Source organism: Azospirillum thermophilum (genome assembly GCF_003130795.1).
GTDB lineage: Bacteria > Pseudomonadota > Alphaproteobacteria > Azospirillales > Azospirillaceae > Azospirillum > Azospirillum thermophilum.
Genome location: NZ_CP029353.1, coordinates 601,863 through 617,611, shown reverse-complemented (window position 1 = coordinate 617,611; position 15,749 = coordinate 601,863). Strand labels below are relative to the sequence as shown.

The following is a 15,749-nucleotide window of genomic DNA, read 5'->3' as shown; positions in this document are numbered from 1 at the left end:
GCGGGGCTCATTCCCTTACGGCGCCACGGCATCACGGGCCGGCTACCGCTCTCCCGGTCGGGGGGCGGCTGCCGGCCCGCCTTATTCGTGTACCAGCCATTCGCGGCGGCTACCGCTCTTGGACCGGCCCCTTCGTGGTGCCATATTCCCGCCAGTTTCTCCGCAGGTCCCCGCGACGGGGCCGGTGCGCCCGCTCCGGTCGCGGTGAGACCTCCTGAGGTTGAATATATCGAAAGTTATACGTCGCCCACTTGACGCCGATCAATGCCGGATGGCACGGGGATAACAATCATGCCATCCTCATGTTGCGTTGGGACGGTTGTTGCGGGTTCATGCCTTTGTACCCGCCGGTCGGACCAAGGTGGCAGGACGTCAGGACGACCGCAAACGGAACCCGTGCGATGGACTACGAGAACTTCTTCCGCAACCAGATCGCGACCCTGAAGCAGGACGGCCGCTATCGGGTCTTCGCCAATCTGGCGCGCCACGCCGGCAACTTCCCGCGGGCCACCTTCCGGGACGACTCCGGAAAGGAGCGCGAGGTCACCGTCTGGTGCTCCAACGACTATCTCGGCATGGGGCAGCACCCGGACGTCCTGCAGGCCATGCATACCGCCATCGACGAGGTGGGGGCCGGGGCCGGCGGCACCCGCAACATCTCCGGCACCAACAAGTACCATGTGCTGCTGGAGCGCGAGCTGGCCGACCTGCACGGCAAGGAAGCCGCCCTGCTCTTCACCTCGGGCTACGTGTCGAACGACGCCACGCTGACCACGCTGGGCAAGATCCTGCCGAACTGCGTGATCCTGTCGGACGCGCTGAACCACAACTCGATGATCACCGGCATCCGCAACTCGGGTGCGGAGAAGCACATCTTCCGCCACAACGATCCCAAGCACCTGGACGAGCTGCTGTCCGGCATCGCGCCGGGCCGGCCCAAGGTGGTGGCGTTCGAGAGCGTCTATTCGATGGACGGCGACATCGCCCCCATCCATGACCTGTGCGACGTCGCCGACAAGCACGGCGCCATGACCTACCTGGACGAGGTCCATGCGGTCGGCATGTACGGCGCCCATGGCGGCGGCGTGTCGGAGCGCGACGGCGCCGCCCAGCGCCTGACCATCATCGAGGGCACGCTGGGCAAGGCCTTCGGCGTGCAGGGCGGCTACATCACCGGCTCCACCGCGCTGGTCGACTGCATCCGCAGCTTCGCCGCCGGCTTCATCTTCTCCACCTCGCTGTCGCCCGTGCTGGCGGCCGGCGCGCTGGCCAGCATCCGCTACCTGAAGCGCAGCCAGGGCGAGCGCGACCGCCACCAGGAGCGCGCGGCGACGCTGAAGCGCCTGTTCGCCGACGCCGGCCTGCCGGTGATGCCGTCGGTCAGCCACATCGTCCCGGTGATGGTCGGCGACGCCCACCGCTGCAAGCGCGCCTCGGACGAGCTGATGGACCGGCACGGCATCTACGTGCAGCCGATCAACTACCCGACCGTCCCGCGCGGGACGGAGCGGCTGCGCTTCACCCCCACCCCGCTGCACACCGACGCGCAGATGGCGGCGCTGGTCGACGCCATGCTGGACGTGTGGAGCCGGCTCGACCTGCGGCTCGCCGCCTGACGGATACCCCCTTCGGCGACGCGGACGGATCGGACGACCTGAGGGCGATTCGCAACTGCCCTCTGGACTCGGGCGCTGTGCGGCCTTACCTTGAACGATAGGTAAGAGTCGCGACAGCGCCCGACCCGTTCGTTCGACCGTCCGTTTCCCAACCGTCGCCTGCCCCAGGGGGTTTGCCATGTACCGTGACAACTCGCTGATGCCGAAGGAGGCCGTGCGCCTCGCCGTCCTGGGCACGCTGATCCAGGGGGGACCGACCCGCTATGCCGATCTGGCCGGGTCGCTCCGTCATTTCCTCGACCGCATCGCCGGCCCGTCGCTCGACCTCATGGGCACCTCGCTGGAGATGCTGCGCTACGAGGGGCTGATCGAGGCGCTGGACGGCACGGGGATGGAGGACAATGCGCTGCTCGGCCCGACCGCGGCCGGCCGGGCGGAGTTCGACACGCTGATCCGCGCCAATGTCCGCGCCCCCTCCTCCGACGGGCTGAACAAGCTGGTCATCGCGCTGAAGCTGCGCTTCCTGCACCTGCTCGACGGCGAGTCGCAGAAGGACCAGATCGACCACCTCGTCTCGCTGTGCGAGACCGAGCTGGCGCGGCTGGGCGACCTGAAGAAGGCCAGCATCGGCACCGACGGCCATTTCGCCGACTGGCTCGACCATGACATCGCCCAGACGCAAGAGCGCCTCGCTTGGTACCAGGACCTGCTGGCCCGCCTCTGACCCCCGTCCCGGCCGGACCCGGCCCCCGATTATCCGGCGGCGGCACGTCTTCGTGCCGCCGTTCGCGTCTGCGTGTCATGCCGGCGTGTGCGGGCCCTGCGAATGTCTGTTCGCGGTAACCCCGATGGTGTACCTTGGGATGGCACCAGACCAACCGACTCCAACGGGAATTCCTGCATGGCCGCCCACCTGTCGCCCGACGACCTCGAAGACCGTCTGCGCCTAGAGTTCATCGACGACGCCCGTGACCGGCTGGACGTGATGAACCAGGCCCTGGCCGCCGGCCAGAAGGGCCAGCGCACGGACAGCGAGGTGATCGGCGTCCTGCGGCTGGAGGCGCACAACTTCCGCGGCATGGGAACCACCTTCGGCTTCCCCACCGTCAGCCTGATCGCCCACCGCATGGAGGATTACCTCAGCGGCCTGAAGCGGATGGAGGCGCGCGAATATTCCGACGCGCAGGTCTTCGTCGACCGCATCGCCGAGCTGGTCGACCGGGCCGAACAGCCGCACATCGCGGAGACCAACCGCATCATCCGCGCCCTGCCGGTGCGCTACGAGTTCAACGTGACCGACATCGAGGTCCACAATGTGGAAATCATGCTGGTCACGCCGTCCAAGGTCGTCGCCAAGAAGGTCGGGGCGGAGCTGGCGGCCTGCGGCTTCCGCACGGTGACGGTCAGCGATCCGATCGAGTCGATCAGCCTTGCCGTGCGCGTGCCGCCGGACATGCTGATCGCCTCGATGGTCATGGACGGGCTGTCGGGCCTGGACCTGATCCGCGGCCTGCGCGCCATGAGCGTGACGCACGGCGTGCCGATGGCGCTGCTCACCTCGCTCGACCTCGACAACCCGGCGCTCAAGGAGATCCCGCAGGGCGTCTCCGTCATCCGGGTCGGCGAGCATTTCGGCGACGACTTCGCCGCCGTGGTCGCCAAGCATAATCTGGGATAGGCACAATCTGGGATAAGCAGGATCTTGGGCAGCCCGCCTTCGGGGATGCCCCGTCCGCCGGCGGTCAGAACAGGTGCTGGCCGCCGGTGACGAACACCTCCGTCCCCGTCACATAGCCCGAATCGGGACCGCAGAGCGTGAAGATCACCGCGGCCACGTCTTCCGGCGTGCCCATGCGCTTCAGCGGAATGCGCGGGATCAGCACGTCGTATTCCGGACCGGTCATCGCCGTCTCGATCTCGCCGGGGGCGACCGCGTTGACGCGCACGCCGATCTCGGCGAACTCCACCGCCATCTCGCGCGTCAGGCCGGACAGCGCCGCCTTGGAGGTCGAATAGGCCGATCCGGCGAAGGGATGCACCGCATGGCCGGCGATGGAGGTGACGTTGACGATCGCCCCCTTGCCGCGCGACAGCGGGGCGGCGAAGCCGCGCGACAGCACCAGCGGGGCGAAGAAGTTCAACTCGAACACCCGGTGCCATCCTTCGATGGCGCCGTTCAGGCAGCCCAGCCGCTCCTTGATCGGGGTCTTCGGCGAGATGCCGGCGTTGTTGACCAGCGCATGCAGCGGCGCGCCGTCCAGCGCCATGTTGGCCTCTTCGACGAAGCGGGCGCGGCTCTCCGGGTCCGACAGGTCGGCGGGGATGTGGTGGGTCCAGTTCGGGTCGCGGCGGCAGTGCTCCGGCACGTCCTCGCGCGAACAGGAGATGACGCGCCATCCCTCGGCGCTGAAGCGCTGGACGGTGGCGTGGCCGATGCCCCGGCTGGCGCCGGTCAGGATGACGGTCTTGCGGTGCGACATGGCGCCATGCTAGCGCGCTTCACCGGCCCGCGCCAGCGCGCGTCGGCAACCGGCACGGCAATCGCCTGTCCGCGGATCCCGCCTGTTGACTGGACAGCCGCCGCGCCCAACCTTCAGCGATACCGTCCTCCGGAAGGGGAACCCGTACCCGTGCTGTCCCGTCTGTTCGCCGCGCTGATCTGCGCCGGCTGCGCCGTCACCGGTCCCGCCGCCCTGGCTGCCGCCGCCACGGCGTCTCCCGCCCCGTCCGCCACGGCGACTCCCGCCGCGGCGCCGGCCGGCTCGCCCGCCCGGTCGGGCAGCGCCTGCGTGCCGCCCGGGGTGTGGGCCGACGGGGCCGGCAAGCCGGCCGAGCCGGTGCCGACGCTGCGCCGGATCGCCGAGGCGCCCGCCGTGCTGCTCGGCGAGCGGCACGACCAGGCGGAGCATCACCGCTGGCAGCTCCACACGCTGGCCGCCCTGCACGCGCTCAACCCCGACATCGCCGTCGGGCTGGAGATGCTGCCGCGCCGGGTCCAGCCGGTGCTCGACCGCTGGTCGGCCGGGGAGCTGACGGAGGCCGAATTCCTCAAGGCCAGCGAGTGGCGCACGCTGTGGGGCTTCGACCCGCAGCTCTACCTGCCGATCCTGCATTTCGCCCGGATGAACCGGCTGCCGGTGGTGGCGCTGAACGTCGAGCGCAAGCTGATCTCGCGCACCGCCCGCGACGGCTGGGCAGCGATCCCCAAGGCCGAGCGCGAGGGGGTGGGCGACCCGGCCCCGGCGACCGACGAGTACCGCGACCGGCTGGACAAGGCGATGGCCGCCCACGGCCCGGGCGAGCGTCCCGCCGCCCAGGGGCTTCAGCGCTTCGTCGAGGCGCAGACCGTCTGGGACCGCGCCATGGCCGAGCGCATCGCCGACACCCGCCGCGACACCGGCCGCATGGTCGTCGCCATCCTCGGCCAGGGCCATGTCGAATGGCGCGGCGGCGTCCCCCACCAGCTCCAGGCGCTGGGCATGGCCGATCCGGTGGTCCTGCTGCCCTGGGACGGCGAGCGCGACTGCGCCGATCTCGACGGCCGCATCGCCGACGCCGTCTTCGGCCTCGCCCCGCCGGAGGAGGCCGCCGAGCCGCCGAAGCCACGGCTGGGCGTGATGCTGGAACCGGCCGGCGACGGGGTGCGCATCGCCTCGGTCAGCGACCGCAGCGTCGCCGCCGCCGCCGGCCTGACCGCCGGCGACCTCGTCACCGAGGCGGCGGGCAAGGCGGTGCGCAGCGTCTCCGACCTGACCTCGGCCGTGCAGCGCCAGGCGCCGGGCACCTGGCTCCCCCTCACCGTGCGGCGCGGCGGCGACCGGGTCGAGCTGCTGGCGAAATTCCCGGCGGAGTGAGGCGGACGCCCTACAGCATCCGGTCCCAGCGGGCGAGCGTGTCCGGCGTCGGGTTGAGGGCGGGGGCGAAGTCGTGGCGCCCCAGCCGGTCATGGTGCTCGCGCAGGGCCCAGGTCACGGTCGGGAAGGCCAGTTCGTCCCACGGGATCTCCTGCCAGCGGAACAGCCCGACCTCCTGGCTTTCCGGCCCGGCCTCGACGTCGGGCGACAGCAGCCTGGCACGGAAGATCATCTGCACCTGGCTGATCCGCGGGATGTCGTAGACGGCGAGCAGCGCATCGATCTCGATCCGCGCCCGCGCCTCCTCCCAGGCCTCGCGGGCGGCCCCCTCCATGGTGCTCTCCCGCTCCTCCATGAAGCCGGCCGGCAGGGTCCAGTAGCCCTTGCGCGGCTCGATGGCGCGGCGGCACAGCAGGATGCGCCCGTCCTCCCAGACCGCCACCGCCCCCACCACGATCAGCGGGTTCCTGTAGGCGATGTAGCCGCAGTCGGGACAGGTCAGCCGCTCGCGGTCCTCGCCGGGCGGGATCGTCATCACCCTCGGACCGCTGCTGGGGGAACCGCTGCTGGGGGGAGTGTCGTTCGGCATGGGTCCGATATGGCGCGGTTGCCGCCGGGGCGCAAGCGGGACCGCTTGGAGGGCGGACGAATTTCGCGGCCGGCCGCGACCACGCTTGCCGGCAGCCAATCCGTCCTGCTGGAAGACCTCCGCGAAACGCTGGACCAGCTACACGAAACCCGCCTCCCATGCCCGTCGCCCGCCAGAACGGGCCTGAGGACTGGCGGCGTTACTCCGGGCTGCGTTGTTCCGACAGGTCCCCTCCTCCGTTCTCCGCCTGTTCCAATTCGCGATTCGTTCCGCTAGGCTGCATCCTGCGTTTGAAGATGCCGGTGCGGTGATGGGCGGGATACAGGTCGCGGTGGACGGGACGTCGCTGGTGCTGGGGCTGATCGGCGGGCTGCTGCTCGGGGTCGGGCTCGCCTGGGTCATCCTGCGCTCCGCCGCCGCCCAGGCCGAGGCGGAGGCCGCCGCCATCCAGGCGGAACTCGCCACCCGCCTCGACTTCGCCGACCGGATGGAAGAGGAGCTTCGCGAGGGGATCGAGGCGCGCGACCACCAGATCGCCCGGCTGCAGGGCGAGGTCGCCGCCGCCCGCGAACGCCAGGCGGAGCTGGCGACCACGCTGGCCAAGGAACGCTCCGCCGCGGCGGAGAAGCTGGCGATCCTCGAACAGGCGCAGGCGGCCCTGTCCGACAGCTTCAAGGCCCTGTCGGCCGAGGCGCTGCGCGCCAACAACCGCAGCTTCCTCGACCTCGCCCGCGAGACGCTGGCGAGCTTCCAGGAGCAGGCGAAGGGCGACCTCGACAAGCGGCAGACCGCCATCGGCGAGATCGTCGCCCCGGTGCGCCAGACGCTGGAGGCGATGGACCGCCAGATCCGCGAGATGGAGACGACGCGCGCCGGCGCCTATGAGGGGCTGCGGCAGCAGGTGCTCTCGCTGGTGGAGACGCAGGCCCTGCTGCGGACGGAGACGGGCAACCTCGTGCGCGCCCTGCGCACCCCCGCCGCCCGCGGCCGCTGGGGCGAGATGCAGCTCCGCCGCGTCTGCGAGATGGCGGGCATGCTCGACCACTGCGACTTCCATGAACAGGCGAGCGTGGACGGCCCCGGCGGGAAACTGCGCCCCGACCTGATCGTCCGGCTGCCCGGCGGCAAGACCATCGTGGTGGACGCCAAGACCCCGCTGGAAGGCTATCTCGACGCCATCCAGGCGGACGGCGACGGGCAGCGGGCCGAGGGGCTGGCGCGCCATGTCCGCCATGTCCGCGAGCATATGCGCCAGCTCGGCGCCAAGGCCTATTGGGACCAGTTCGACGATACGCCGGAATTCGTCGTGCTGTTCCTGCCCGGCGAGAACTTCTTCTCCGCGGCGCTGGAGCAGGATCCGGCGCTGATCGAGGCGGGCATCGACCACCGGGTGATCCTGGCGACCCCGACCACCCTGATCGCCCTGCTGCGCGCCGTGGCCTATGGCTGGCGGCAGGAACGCATGGCCGACAACGCCCGCGCCATCAGCGCGCTGGGGGCGGAGCTCTACAAGCGGCTGTGCGACCTCGGCGGCCATATGGAAAAGCTGGGCGGCCAGCTCGACAAGGCGGTCGGCTGCTACAACGCCGCCGTCGGCACGCTGGAGTCGCGCGTCCTGGTCAGCGCCCGCCGCTTCCGCGACCTGGAGGCCGCCCCGCCCGGCAGCGACATCCCCCTGCTCGACCCGCTCGACCATGCGCCGCGCCGGCTGCAGGCGCCGGAGCTGCGCGCCGCCGACTGACGACGCGGGACGGACGCGATGCCGCACCGGTTTGGCCGCCCGGCGGCCCTGTGGTAGCGTCCGGCCGCTCCCGTCGTAGCCACCAGAGGAACGAGCGACCGCCATGCCGACCCAGGATCCCGCGGACGATACCATCCGCTGCGAGCGCTGCCACCGCCCCTACCCGGCGGACATGCCCGGCTGTCCGAACTGCCGCGCGATTCGCAAGACCAACATCCTCATCATGACGACGATGGTGATGCTGATTCTGTTGACCGTGGTCGGCTGGATCGGCGGCAGCTTCTTCATGTAAGGGGGGCGGGCAAGGGTTGACCACTCTTCGCCCAAACCTTGCCCAAAGCTGAAGCAGCCTGCTTAAAGAAACATCATTTCAATAACATTAGCGGAAGAGACACTTTTCTTTTATTCTTCCACTCAATATCTTTCGGGGTATGACATTTCCGTGAACCCCGGGAGGTTGCAGCATGTTGTCGCGCTTGAGGATCGCCGCGCTGACCCACCTGTTCGGGATGGTCATCACGCTGGGGCTCGTGGTCACGGTGGCGGCCGGCTACCTCGCGATCCGCGAACTGAAGGTCGGCGGCCCGATCTATGACCGGATCATCCTGGGCAAGGACCTGATCGCCGACATCCTGCCTCCGCCGGAATATGTCATCGAGGCCTATCTGGAAACCACGCTGGCGCTCAACGACCCGTCCTCCCTGCCCGCCCGCCGCGACCGGCTGGCGCAGCTCCGCAAGGACTATGACGAGCGCCACGATTACTGGAAGAAGGAGAGTTTCGAACCGGCGATCCGCGACCGGCTGACCCGCGATTCCCACGCCCATGTCCAGCGCTTCTGGACGGAGGTGGAGGGCAGCTTCCTGCCGGCGCTGGCCCGCGGCGACTCCGCCGCCGCCGCCAGCGCCTACAGGCGCATCGCCGAGGCCTATGCCGCCCATCGGGCGGTGGTCGACGGCATCGTCGCCGCGACCAACCGCTACAATGCCGAGACCGAGGTCTATGCCGCCGACCGCAAGACGCTGTTCATGGCGGCGGTGTGGGGCGTTTCCGCCCTGGTGCTGGCGGTCGTGGTGGCCGGCGTGCTCGGCATGCTGCGCTGGGTGGTGAAGCCGGTGGTGGCGCTGACCGCGGCGATGAAGCGGCTGGCCGAGGGCGACCTGACGGTGGAGGTGCCGGCGGTGCGGCGCCAGGACGAGGTCGGGGCGATGGCCGCCGCCCTGCAGGTGTTCAAGCTCAACGCCGCCGAAGCCGACCGGCTGCGCCGCCAGCAGGAGGAGGAGCGGCGCCGCGCCGAGCGGGAGAAGCAGGCCGCCCTGCAGCGCATGGCCGAGACGGTGGAGCGCGAGGCCGCCCAGGCGGTGGACGCGGTGGCGCGGCAGACCCAGGCGATGGCCGACAACGCCACGCGGATGGCGGAGTCCGCCCGCGCCGTGGGCGACAACAGCCAGAGCGTCGCCGCCGCCGCCACCCAGGCCCTGTCGAACGCCCAGACCGTCGCCGCCGCCTCCGAACAGCTCAGCGCCTCGATCCGCGAGATCGCCGGGCAGGTCGGCACCGCCAGCAGCATGACGGCGGAGGCCGCCGGCGCCTCGACCCGCGCGGAAGAGACGATCCAGCGCCTCGCCGATGCCGTCACCCGCATCGGCGAGGTCACCACCCTGATCAACGACGTCGCCGGCCAGACCAACCTGCTGGCGCTCAACGCCACCATCGAGGCCGCCCGCGCCGGAGAGGCCGGCAAGGGCTTCGCCGTGGTGGCCGGCGAGGTGAAGAGCCTCGCCAACCAGACCTCCCGCGCGACGGAGGAGATCGCGGCGCAGATCGCCGAGATCCAGCACACCACCGGACAGGCGGTGGAGGCGGTGCGCGGCATCGCCGGCATGGTGCGCAGCGTCGAGCGGGTCTCCGCCACCATCGCCGCCGCCATCGAGGAGCAGGAGGCGGCGACCGGCGAGATCGCCCGCAACGTGATCCAGACCTCGGGCGCCGCGCAGGAGGTGGCGACCCGCATCGCCCGCGTCTCCGGCGAGGCGACGACGACCGGCGAGCGGGCGGTGCAGGTCAACGGCCTGTCCTCCCAGGTGGCGCACAGCGTGGCGGACCTGCGCCATGTGCTGATCCAGGCGATCCGCACCGCGACGCCGGAGGTCAACCGCCGCTCCGCCAGCCGTTACGTGCTGAACCGTCCGGGCCGGCTGGCCGTCGGCGGGCGCGAGCTGGCGGTGACGCTGGACAACGCCTCGGAAGGCGGTGCCCAGGTCAGCGCCGTCCCGCCGGAGGTCCTGTCCACCCTGGCCGCCGGCGCCGCCGTGCAGGTCGCCCTGCCCGGCCTGGATGCGGTGCCGGCGCAGGTGCGGTCGGTCGATGCCGGCCGCGCCGGCCGCCTCCACCTGACCTTCGACCTGCGGGAGGAGGAGCGGGCGCGCTTCCTCGAACGCTTCCGCATGCTCACCGCCGGGCTGGCGCCGCTGGAGAGCGGCGCCGCCTAGCGGCCGCGGCGCGTCAGGCCAGGGGCTGGTAGATCTCCCCGCCCGACTCGCGGAACTTCTGCGCCATCTCGTCCAGTCCGGCCGCGATCTCCCCGACTGCGCGGCGTCGCGGATGTCCTGGGTGATCTTCATCGAGCAGAATTTCGGTCCGCACATCGAGCAGAAATGCGCCGTCTTCGCCCCCTCGGCCGGCAGGGTCTCGTCATGGAAGGCCTGGGCGGTGTCGGGGTCGAGCGACAGGGCGAACTGGTCGCGCCAGCGGAAGGAGAAGCGCGCCCGCGACATGGCGTCGTCGCGCAGCCGGGCGGCCGGATGCCCCTTGGCGAGGTCGGCGGCATGGGCGGCGATCTTGTAGGCGATCACGCCGGCCTTGACGTCGTCGCGGTCGGGCAGGCCGAGATGCTCCTTCGGCGTGACGTAGCAGAGCATGGCGGTGCCGAACCAGCCGATCATCGCCGCGCCGATGGCGCTGGTGATGTGATCGTAGCCCGGCGCGATGTCGGTGACGAGCGGCCCCAGCGTGTAGAAGGGCGCCTCGCCGCACAGCGCGAGCTGCTTGTCGACGTTGTGCTTGATCTTGTGCATCGGGACATGGCCCGGCCCTTCGATCATCACCTGCACGTCGCGCGCCCAGGCGACCTTCGTCAGCTCGCCCAGCGTCTCCAGCTCGGCGAACTGGGCGGCGTCGTTGGCGTCGGCCTGGCTGCCCGGCCGCAGCCCGTCGCCCATCGACAGCGCCACGTCATAGGCCCGGCAGATCTCGACGATCTCCGGGAAACGCTCGTAGAGGAAGCTCTCGCGGTGGTGCGCCAGGCACCATTTGGCGATGATCGAGCCGCCGCGCGACACGATGCCGGTGACCCGCCTGGCCGTCAGCGGGATGTGGGCCAGCCGCAGCCCGGCATGGATGGTGAAGTAGTCGACGCCCTGCTCGGCCTGCTCGATCAGCGTGTCGCGGAACAGCTCCCAGGTCAGGTCCTCGGCCCTGCCGCCGACCTTCTCCAGCGCCTGGTAGATCGGCACCGTCCCGATGGGCACCGGCGCGTTGCGCAGGATCCACTCGCGGTCTGGTGGATGTCCTTGCCGGTCGAGAGATCCATCACCGTGTCGGCGCCCCAGCGGATCGCCCAGACCATCTTCTCCACCTCCTCCTCGATCGAGGAGGTGACGGCGGAGTTGCCGATGTTGGCGTTGATCTTGGTGAGGAAGTTGCGGCCGATGATCATCGGCTCCGACTCGGGGTGGTTGATGTTGGACGGGATGATCGCCCGGCCGCGCGCCACCTCGTCCCGCACGAACTCCGGCGTCACGACATCGGGGATGCTGGCGCCGAAATCCTCGCCGTCGCGCCCCGTTCCATCGGCCGCCCCATTGGCCGCCCCGCCGGCCGCCTCAAGCGCCGCGGCCCGGCCGAGAGTCTCGCGCACGGCGATATACTCCATCTCCGGCGTGACGATGCCGGCGCGGGCGTAGGCCATCTGCGTCACCGCGGCGCCGCCCCTGGCGCGCAGCGCGCCGCCGGCGGTCGCCTCCACGTCGCCGCGGGCCAGGATCCAGTCGCGCCTCAGCGCCGGCAGCCCCCGGCGGACGTCGATGGCGACGGCGTCGTCGGTGTAGGGGCCGGAGGAGTCGTAGACGCGCAGCGGCGGCTCCCCGCCGCTCAGCTCGATCTCGCGCAGGGCGACGCGCAGGTCGGGAAAGCGCGTCCCCGGCACATGCACCTTGCGCGAGGCGGGCAGCGGGCCGGTCGAAATGCGGATGGCGGCTTGGTCGAAGTCCTTGGGCACTGGGTTTCTCCGTCACGAACGAGGTTGCCGGACAAACCCGGGACTGCGGACGGAGGTGACGGATTGCAGGCCGCGTGATGCGGCGGGCAGGCAGGCGGCCGCGGTCGATGCGGCAAGGCCCGGTCTGCAAAATCCTCCCTTCGCCGGTATGACCCGGATCAGGTTCGAAGGGTCACCACGTTGCCGGTCGCCCTTTCGGGCGAACGGCCGGTGGTATCTCAGCCCCCTACGGGACCCCCCTGGAAACGCGCCGATGGTGGCGGAGCGCGCGGCTGCTGTCAAAGGAAAGCAGGACTGTCTTCCGTTTGGACACCATAAGATGCGCCCACCAAACCGGAGGGGTCATGAGCAACCAGTCGTCCGCCGTCCAGAGCAGCGCCGCACAGCCGGGTCCCGGGCTGACGGTCTATGCCCAGCTCGCCGGCATCGTGCTGTTCTGGAGCTCCAACTGGCCCTTCATGAAGATCGCGCTTGCGGACATGGGGCCGCTGACCTTCTGCGCGGTGCGGCTGTTCGGGGCCGCCATCGGCGTGATGGCGCTGGCGCCGCTGCTGCGCTTTCCCCTGCTGCCGGCCCGCGGCGACCGGCTGCCGCTGGCCGCCATCGGCCTGATGCAGGTCGGGCTGATGATGGCGCTGAGCAACGTCGGGCTGCAGTATGTGGCGCCGGGCCGCGCGGCGGTGCTGGTCTATACCATGCAGATGTGGGCCCTGCCGCTGGGGGTCCTGATCCTGGGCGAACGGGTCTCCGCCCGGCGGCTGGCCGGGGCGCTGCTGGCCTTCGCCGGAGTGGTGGTGTTCTTCAACCCGCTGCTGGTCGACTGGAGCGACGGGCGCGCCCTGCTCGGCAACGGGCTTCTGCTGGCCTGCGCCGCCACCTGGGCGCTGGGGGCGACGCTCTACCGCCGCCGGGTCTGGCACACCCCCTTCTGGACGCAGACCTTCTGGCAGATCGCGCTCAGCAGCCTCGCCATGATCCCCTTCGCCCTGGCGATGGAGGGCCACCGCCCCATCCACCTGACGCAGCCGCTGCTGCTCGTCATCGCCTACAACGTGCTGATCGCCACCAGCCTCTGCTATTGGTGGTGGAGCAAGGCGCTGGCGGTGATGCCGGCGAGCCAGGCCGGCCAGTTCGTCTGTCTCGTGCCGGTGGTCGCCCTGCTGCTCAGCGCCGCCTTCATGGGCGAGCCGCTGACGGTCGGCGTCGCCATCAGCGTCGCGCTGATCTGCGCCGGCATCCTGCTGACCGCGCGGGCGAAGTAGGACGGCCGGTCAGAGCCAGCGCCGCAGCTTCACGAAGATCATCGGCAGCACCGCCGACAGCGCCATCAGCAGCAACGCCATCGGGTAGCCGTACATCCAGTCCTTCTCCGGCATGTCGGTGAAGTTCATGCCGTAGATGGTGGCGACCAGGGTCGGCGGGAACAGCAGGACGGTGATCACCGAGACGATCTTCACGATCTCGTTCTGCTCGACGTTGATCCGGCCGAGCGTGGTGTCGAGCAGCAGGCTGACCTTGCTCGACAGGAAGGTGGCGTATTCGTCGAGGCCGGTGACGTCCTGCAGGGTCGCCCGCGCCCAGCGCCGCGTCGCCTTGCTGCCGCTCCAGCCGCCCATGCGGCCGTCGTTGCGCGACAGGAAGTCCAGCATGCGCTGCAGGCTTGCCAGGCTGACATGGGCCTTGCCGATCAGGTGGCCGGTGTGGCCGATGCGGCGGAGCGAGCGGCTGTCGCCGCGCGTCTCGCCCCGCGGGCGCAGCGTCCGGCCTCGGAAGGCGCGGCTGCTCATGGTGTCCAGCTCCAGCCCGACGCGGCGCAGCACCCCGGCCGTCCGCTCCACCACCGCGTCCACCAGATAGGCCAGCACCGCCTCGGCCCCCGTGCAGGGGATGCTGCGGTGAGACAGGGTGCGCCGGAAGGCCAGGAAGGGCTGCGGGTCGATGTGGTGGATCGTCACCAGCCGGCCGCCGACCAGCACGAAGCTGACCTCGGCGATGCGCGGCCGATCGGTGTCGGCCCAGACCAGGACCATCACCGTCATGTGCACCGCGCCGCCGACCAGCCGCAGCCGGCTCGACTCCTCGATCTCCGCCATCTGCTCGCGCGTCGGCAGCGGGGTGCCGACCAGCGCCTCCACCCGCGCCAGCTCCTCCGGCGTGGGGGACAGCAGGTCGATCCAGACGGTGCTGTCGGGCAGCGGGTCGGCCGCTCCGTCAAGCTCCCTGGCCCAGCGGAGAAGCCCCTCGTCCCGGACGAAGGCATGCAGCACGGGCGTCGGCTCTCCGGTTTGGCGACGGTTGAGGAATGGCGGCCAGGGGCCGGCCGCCGGCCGGGGTCAGACGATGCGCCCGATGCGGCGCGGCTTCAGCGGATGCCTGGCCGCGGAGTCGGGCTTGACCGGCTCGGACCTGATCGGCTCGGGGCCGGAGGCGCCGACGTCCGGCAGCTCCTCGCCCAGCGTCCGCTCCAGCTCGGCGCGCAGCTCCTCGCCGTCCTTGCGGCCGGCCAGGAAATGGGCCACCGCCGCGCGGGCGTTGTCGCGGTCGTACGGCACCTTGCCGAACACCGCGAGCTTCGCCCGCTCGACCAGCTTGGGGTCCAGCTCTTCGCGGATGGCCCTGATCTGGCGGAGCAGGTCCTTGCGCGGATCGGAACCGCGGGGATCGGACATTGGCGTCCTCCTTTGCCGAGACGTCCGCCCTCTGATATGGGCGCTCTACTCGCGCCCGATCAGGGTGCCGGCCCCACCCTCGGTGAAGATCTCCAGAAGCAGGGCGTGCGGCACCCGGCCATCGAGGATGACGGCGGCGTCCACCCCCTGCTCCACCGCGTCGACGCAGGTCTCGATCTTCGGGATCATGCCGCCCGACGCCGTGCCGTCGGCGATCGCCGCGCGCGCCTGGTCCAGCGTCATCTTCTCGATGAGCTGCTTGTTCTTGTCCAGCACGCCCGCGACGTCGGTCAGCAGGAAGAAGCGGGTGGCGCCCAACGCCGCCGCCACCGCGCCCGCCGCCGTGTCGGCGTTGATGTTGTAGGTGTCGCCCTGGCGGTCGAAGCCGACCGGCGCGATCACCGGGATGATGTCGGACTGGGCGAGCGCGTGCAGGATCTGCGGGTTGACCTGGTAGGGCTCCCCGACGAAGCCGAGGTCCAGAACCTTCTCGATGTTGCTGTCGGGATCGCGCTGGACGCGGCGCAGCTTGCGCGCGGTGATCAGGTTGCTGTCCTTGCCCGACAGGCCCACCGCCCGGCCGCCGGCCGCGTTGATGGCGGCGACGATCTGCTTGTTGATGGAGCCGGCCAGCACCATCTCGACCACCTCGACCGTCTCCTTGTCGGTGACGCGCAGGCCGTCGACGAAGCTGGACTTGATCTTCAGCCGCTCCAGCATCTGGCCGATCTGCGGCCCGCCGCCATGCACCACCACCGGATTGATGCCGACCTGCTTCAGCAGCACGATGTCGCGGGCGAACTTCTCCGCCAGGCTGGCGTCGCCCATGGCGTGGCCGCCGTACTTGATGACGAAGGTGCGCCCCGCGTAGCGGCGCATGTAGGGCAGGGCCTCGGACAGGGTGCGGGCTTTGGAGAGCCACTCGTCGCGGGTGGTGTTCTGCACGGCTGTGTCCGTCGCTGGAGATGGTGCGTCGGTCATGTCTTTAACGGAAAGCTCCG

The 15,749-nt window shown here is 70.4% G+C and carries 13 protein-coding genes, 1 pseudogene and 1 riboswitch; of the genes and pseudogenes, 8 read left to right on the top strand and 6 right to left on the bottom strand.

All coding sequences use genetic code 11. The features are described 5' to 3' along the window. Nucleotides 1-401 precede the first annotated feature (401 nt). From hemA to DEW08_RS09015, 3 genes are all read left to right on the top strand, one after another. Entirely contained in the window at nt 402-1,616 is a 1,215-nt protein-coding gene (hemA, locus tag DEW08_RS09025) for a 5-aminolevulinate synthase (RefSeq protein ID WP_109326394.1), read from the top strand. A 178-nt stretch (nt 1,617-1,794) separates the two neighbouring features. Next, complete coding sequence (locus DEW08_RS09020) at nt 1,795-2,340, top strand: hypothetical protein (RefSeq protein WP_109326389.1); 546 nt, start codon at nt 1,795-1,797, stop codon at nt 2,338-2,340. 177 nt (nt 2,341-2,517) lie between these two features. After that, on the top strand, nt 2,518-3,294 hold the full coding sequence (locus DEW08_RS09015; RefSeq protein WP_109326388.1) for a hybrid sensor histidine kinase/response regulator: 777 nt from the start codon (nt 2,518-2,520) through the stop codon (nt 3,292-3,294). 64 nt (nt 3,295-3,358) lie between these two features. Here DEW08_RS09015 and DEW08_RS09010 read toward each other — a convergent pair whose 3' ends face one another. Beyond that, nucleotides 3,359-4,096, bottom strand: a complete 738-nt coding sequence (locus DEW08_RS09010) for an SDR family NAD(P)-dependent oxidoreductase (RefSeq protein ID WP_109326384.1) — start codon at nt 4,094-4,096, stop codon at nt 3,359-3,361. Nucleotides 4,097-4,246: 150 nt separating this feature from the next. Between DEW08_RS09010 and DEW08_RS09005 the strand changes: the two genes are divergently transcribed. Further along, the gene (locus DEW08_RS09005; protein WP_245986526.1) at nt 4,247-5,470 is read left to right on the top strand and encodes a ChaN family lipoprotein; all 1,224 of its coding nucleotides are present in this window, start codon (nt 4,247-4,249) and stop codon (nt 5,468-5,470) included. Between the two features lie 10 nt (nt 5,471-5,480). Here DEW08_RS09005 and DEW08_RS09000 read toward each other — a convergent pair whose 3' ends face one another. Continuing rightward, a complete protein-coding gene (locus DEW08_RS09000) occupies nt 5,481-6,059 on the bottom strand; it encodes an NUDIX hydrolase (RefSeq protein WP_109326381.1) in 579 nt (192 codons plus the stop codon). Between the two features lie 310 nt (nt 6,060-6,369). On the opposite strand from DEW08_RS09000, the gene DEW08_RS08995 reads away from it, so the two are divergent. From DEW08_RS08995 to DEW08_RS08985, 3 genes are all read left to right on the top strand, one after another. Continuing rightward, nucleotides 6,370-7,800 carry a DNA recombination protein RmuC gene (locus DEW08_RS08995; RefSeq protein ID WP_109326380.1) on the top strand — a complete coding sequence of 477 codons (1,431 nt, stop codon included), beginning with the start codon at nt 6,370-6,372 and terminating at the stop codon, nt 7,798-7,800. A gap of 103 nt (nt 7,801-7,903) precedes the next feature. After that, nucleotides 7,904-8,092, top strand: coding sequence for a hypothetical protein (locus DEW08_RS08990; protein WP_109326379.1), 189 nt, complete (start codon nt 7,904-7,906; stop codon nt 8,090-8,092). 172 nt (nt 8,093-8,264) lie between these two features. Then, a complete protein-coding gene (locus DEW08_RS08985; RefSeq protein ID WP_109326377.1) occupies nt 8,265-10,292 on the top strand; it encodes a methyl-accepting chemotaxis protein in 2,028 nt (675 codons plus the stop codon). A gap of 13 nt (nt 10,293-10,305) precedes the next feature. Here DEW08_RS08985 and thiC read toward each other — a convergent pair. Further along, nucleotides 10,306-12,079 (bottom strand): annotated as a pseudogene (thiC, locus tag DEW08_RS08980) (phosphomethylpyrimidine synthase ThiC). A gap of 118 nt (nt 12,080-12,197) precedes the next feature. Beyond that, nucleotides 12,198-12,330, bottom strand: a riboswitch (TPP riboswitch). A gap of 93 nt (nt 12,331-12,423) precedes the next feature. Between thiC and DEW08_RS08975 the strand changes: the two are divergent. Continuing rightward, a complete protein-coding gene (locus DEW08_RS08975; protein ID WP_109326376.1) occupies nt 12,424-13,341 on the top strand; it encodes a DMT family transporter in 918 nt (305 codons plus the stop codon). 9 nt (nt 13,342-13,350) lie between these two features. Here the strand turns inward: DEW08_RS08975 and DEW08_RS08970 are convergent, their stop codons facing one another. The 3 genes from DEW08_RS08970 to argB form a co-directional block, all read right to left on the bottom strand. Then, the gene (locus tag DEW08_RS08970; RefSeq protein ID WP_109326375.1) at nt 13,351-14,346 is read right to left on the bottom strand and encodes a magnesium transporter CorA family protein; all 996 of its coding nucleotides are present in this window, start codon (nt 14,344-14,346) and stop codon (nt 13,351-13,353) included. A gap of 66 nt (nt 14,347-14,412) precedes the next feature. Continuing rightward, the gene (locus DEW08_RS08965; RefSeq protein WP_109326374.1) at nt 14,413-14,748 is read right to left on the bottom strand and encodes a hypothetical protein; all 336 of its coding nucleotides are present in this window, start codon (nt 14,746-14,748) and stop codon (nt 14,413-14,415) included. A 45-nt stretch (nt 14,749-14,793) separates the two neighbouring features. Then, complete coding sequence (gene argB / locus DEW08_RS08960; protein WP_109326360.1) at nt 14,794-15,693, bottom strand: acetylglutamate kinase; 900 nt, start codon at nt 15,691-15,693, stop codon at nt 14,794-14,796. Between the last annotated feature and the right edge of the window lie 56 nt (nt 15,694-15,749).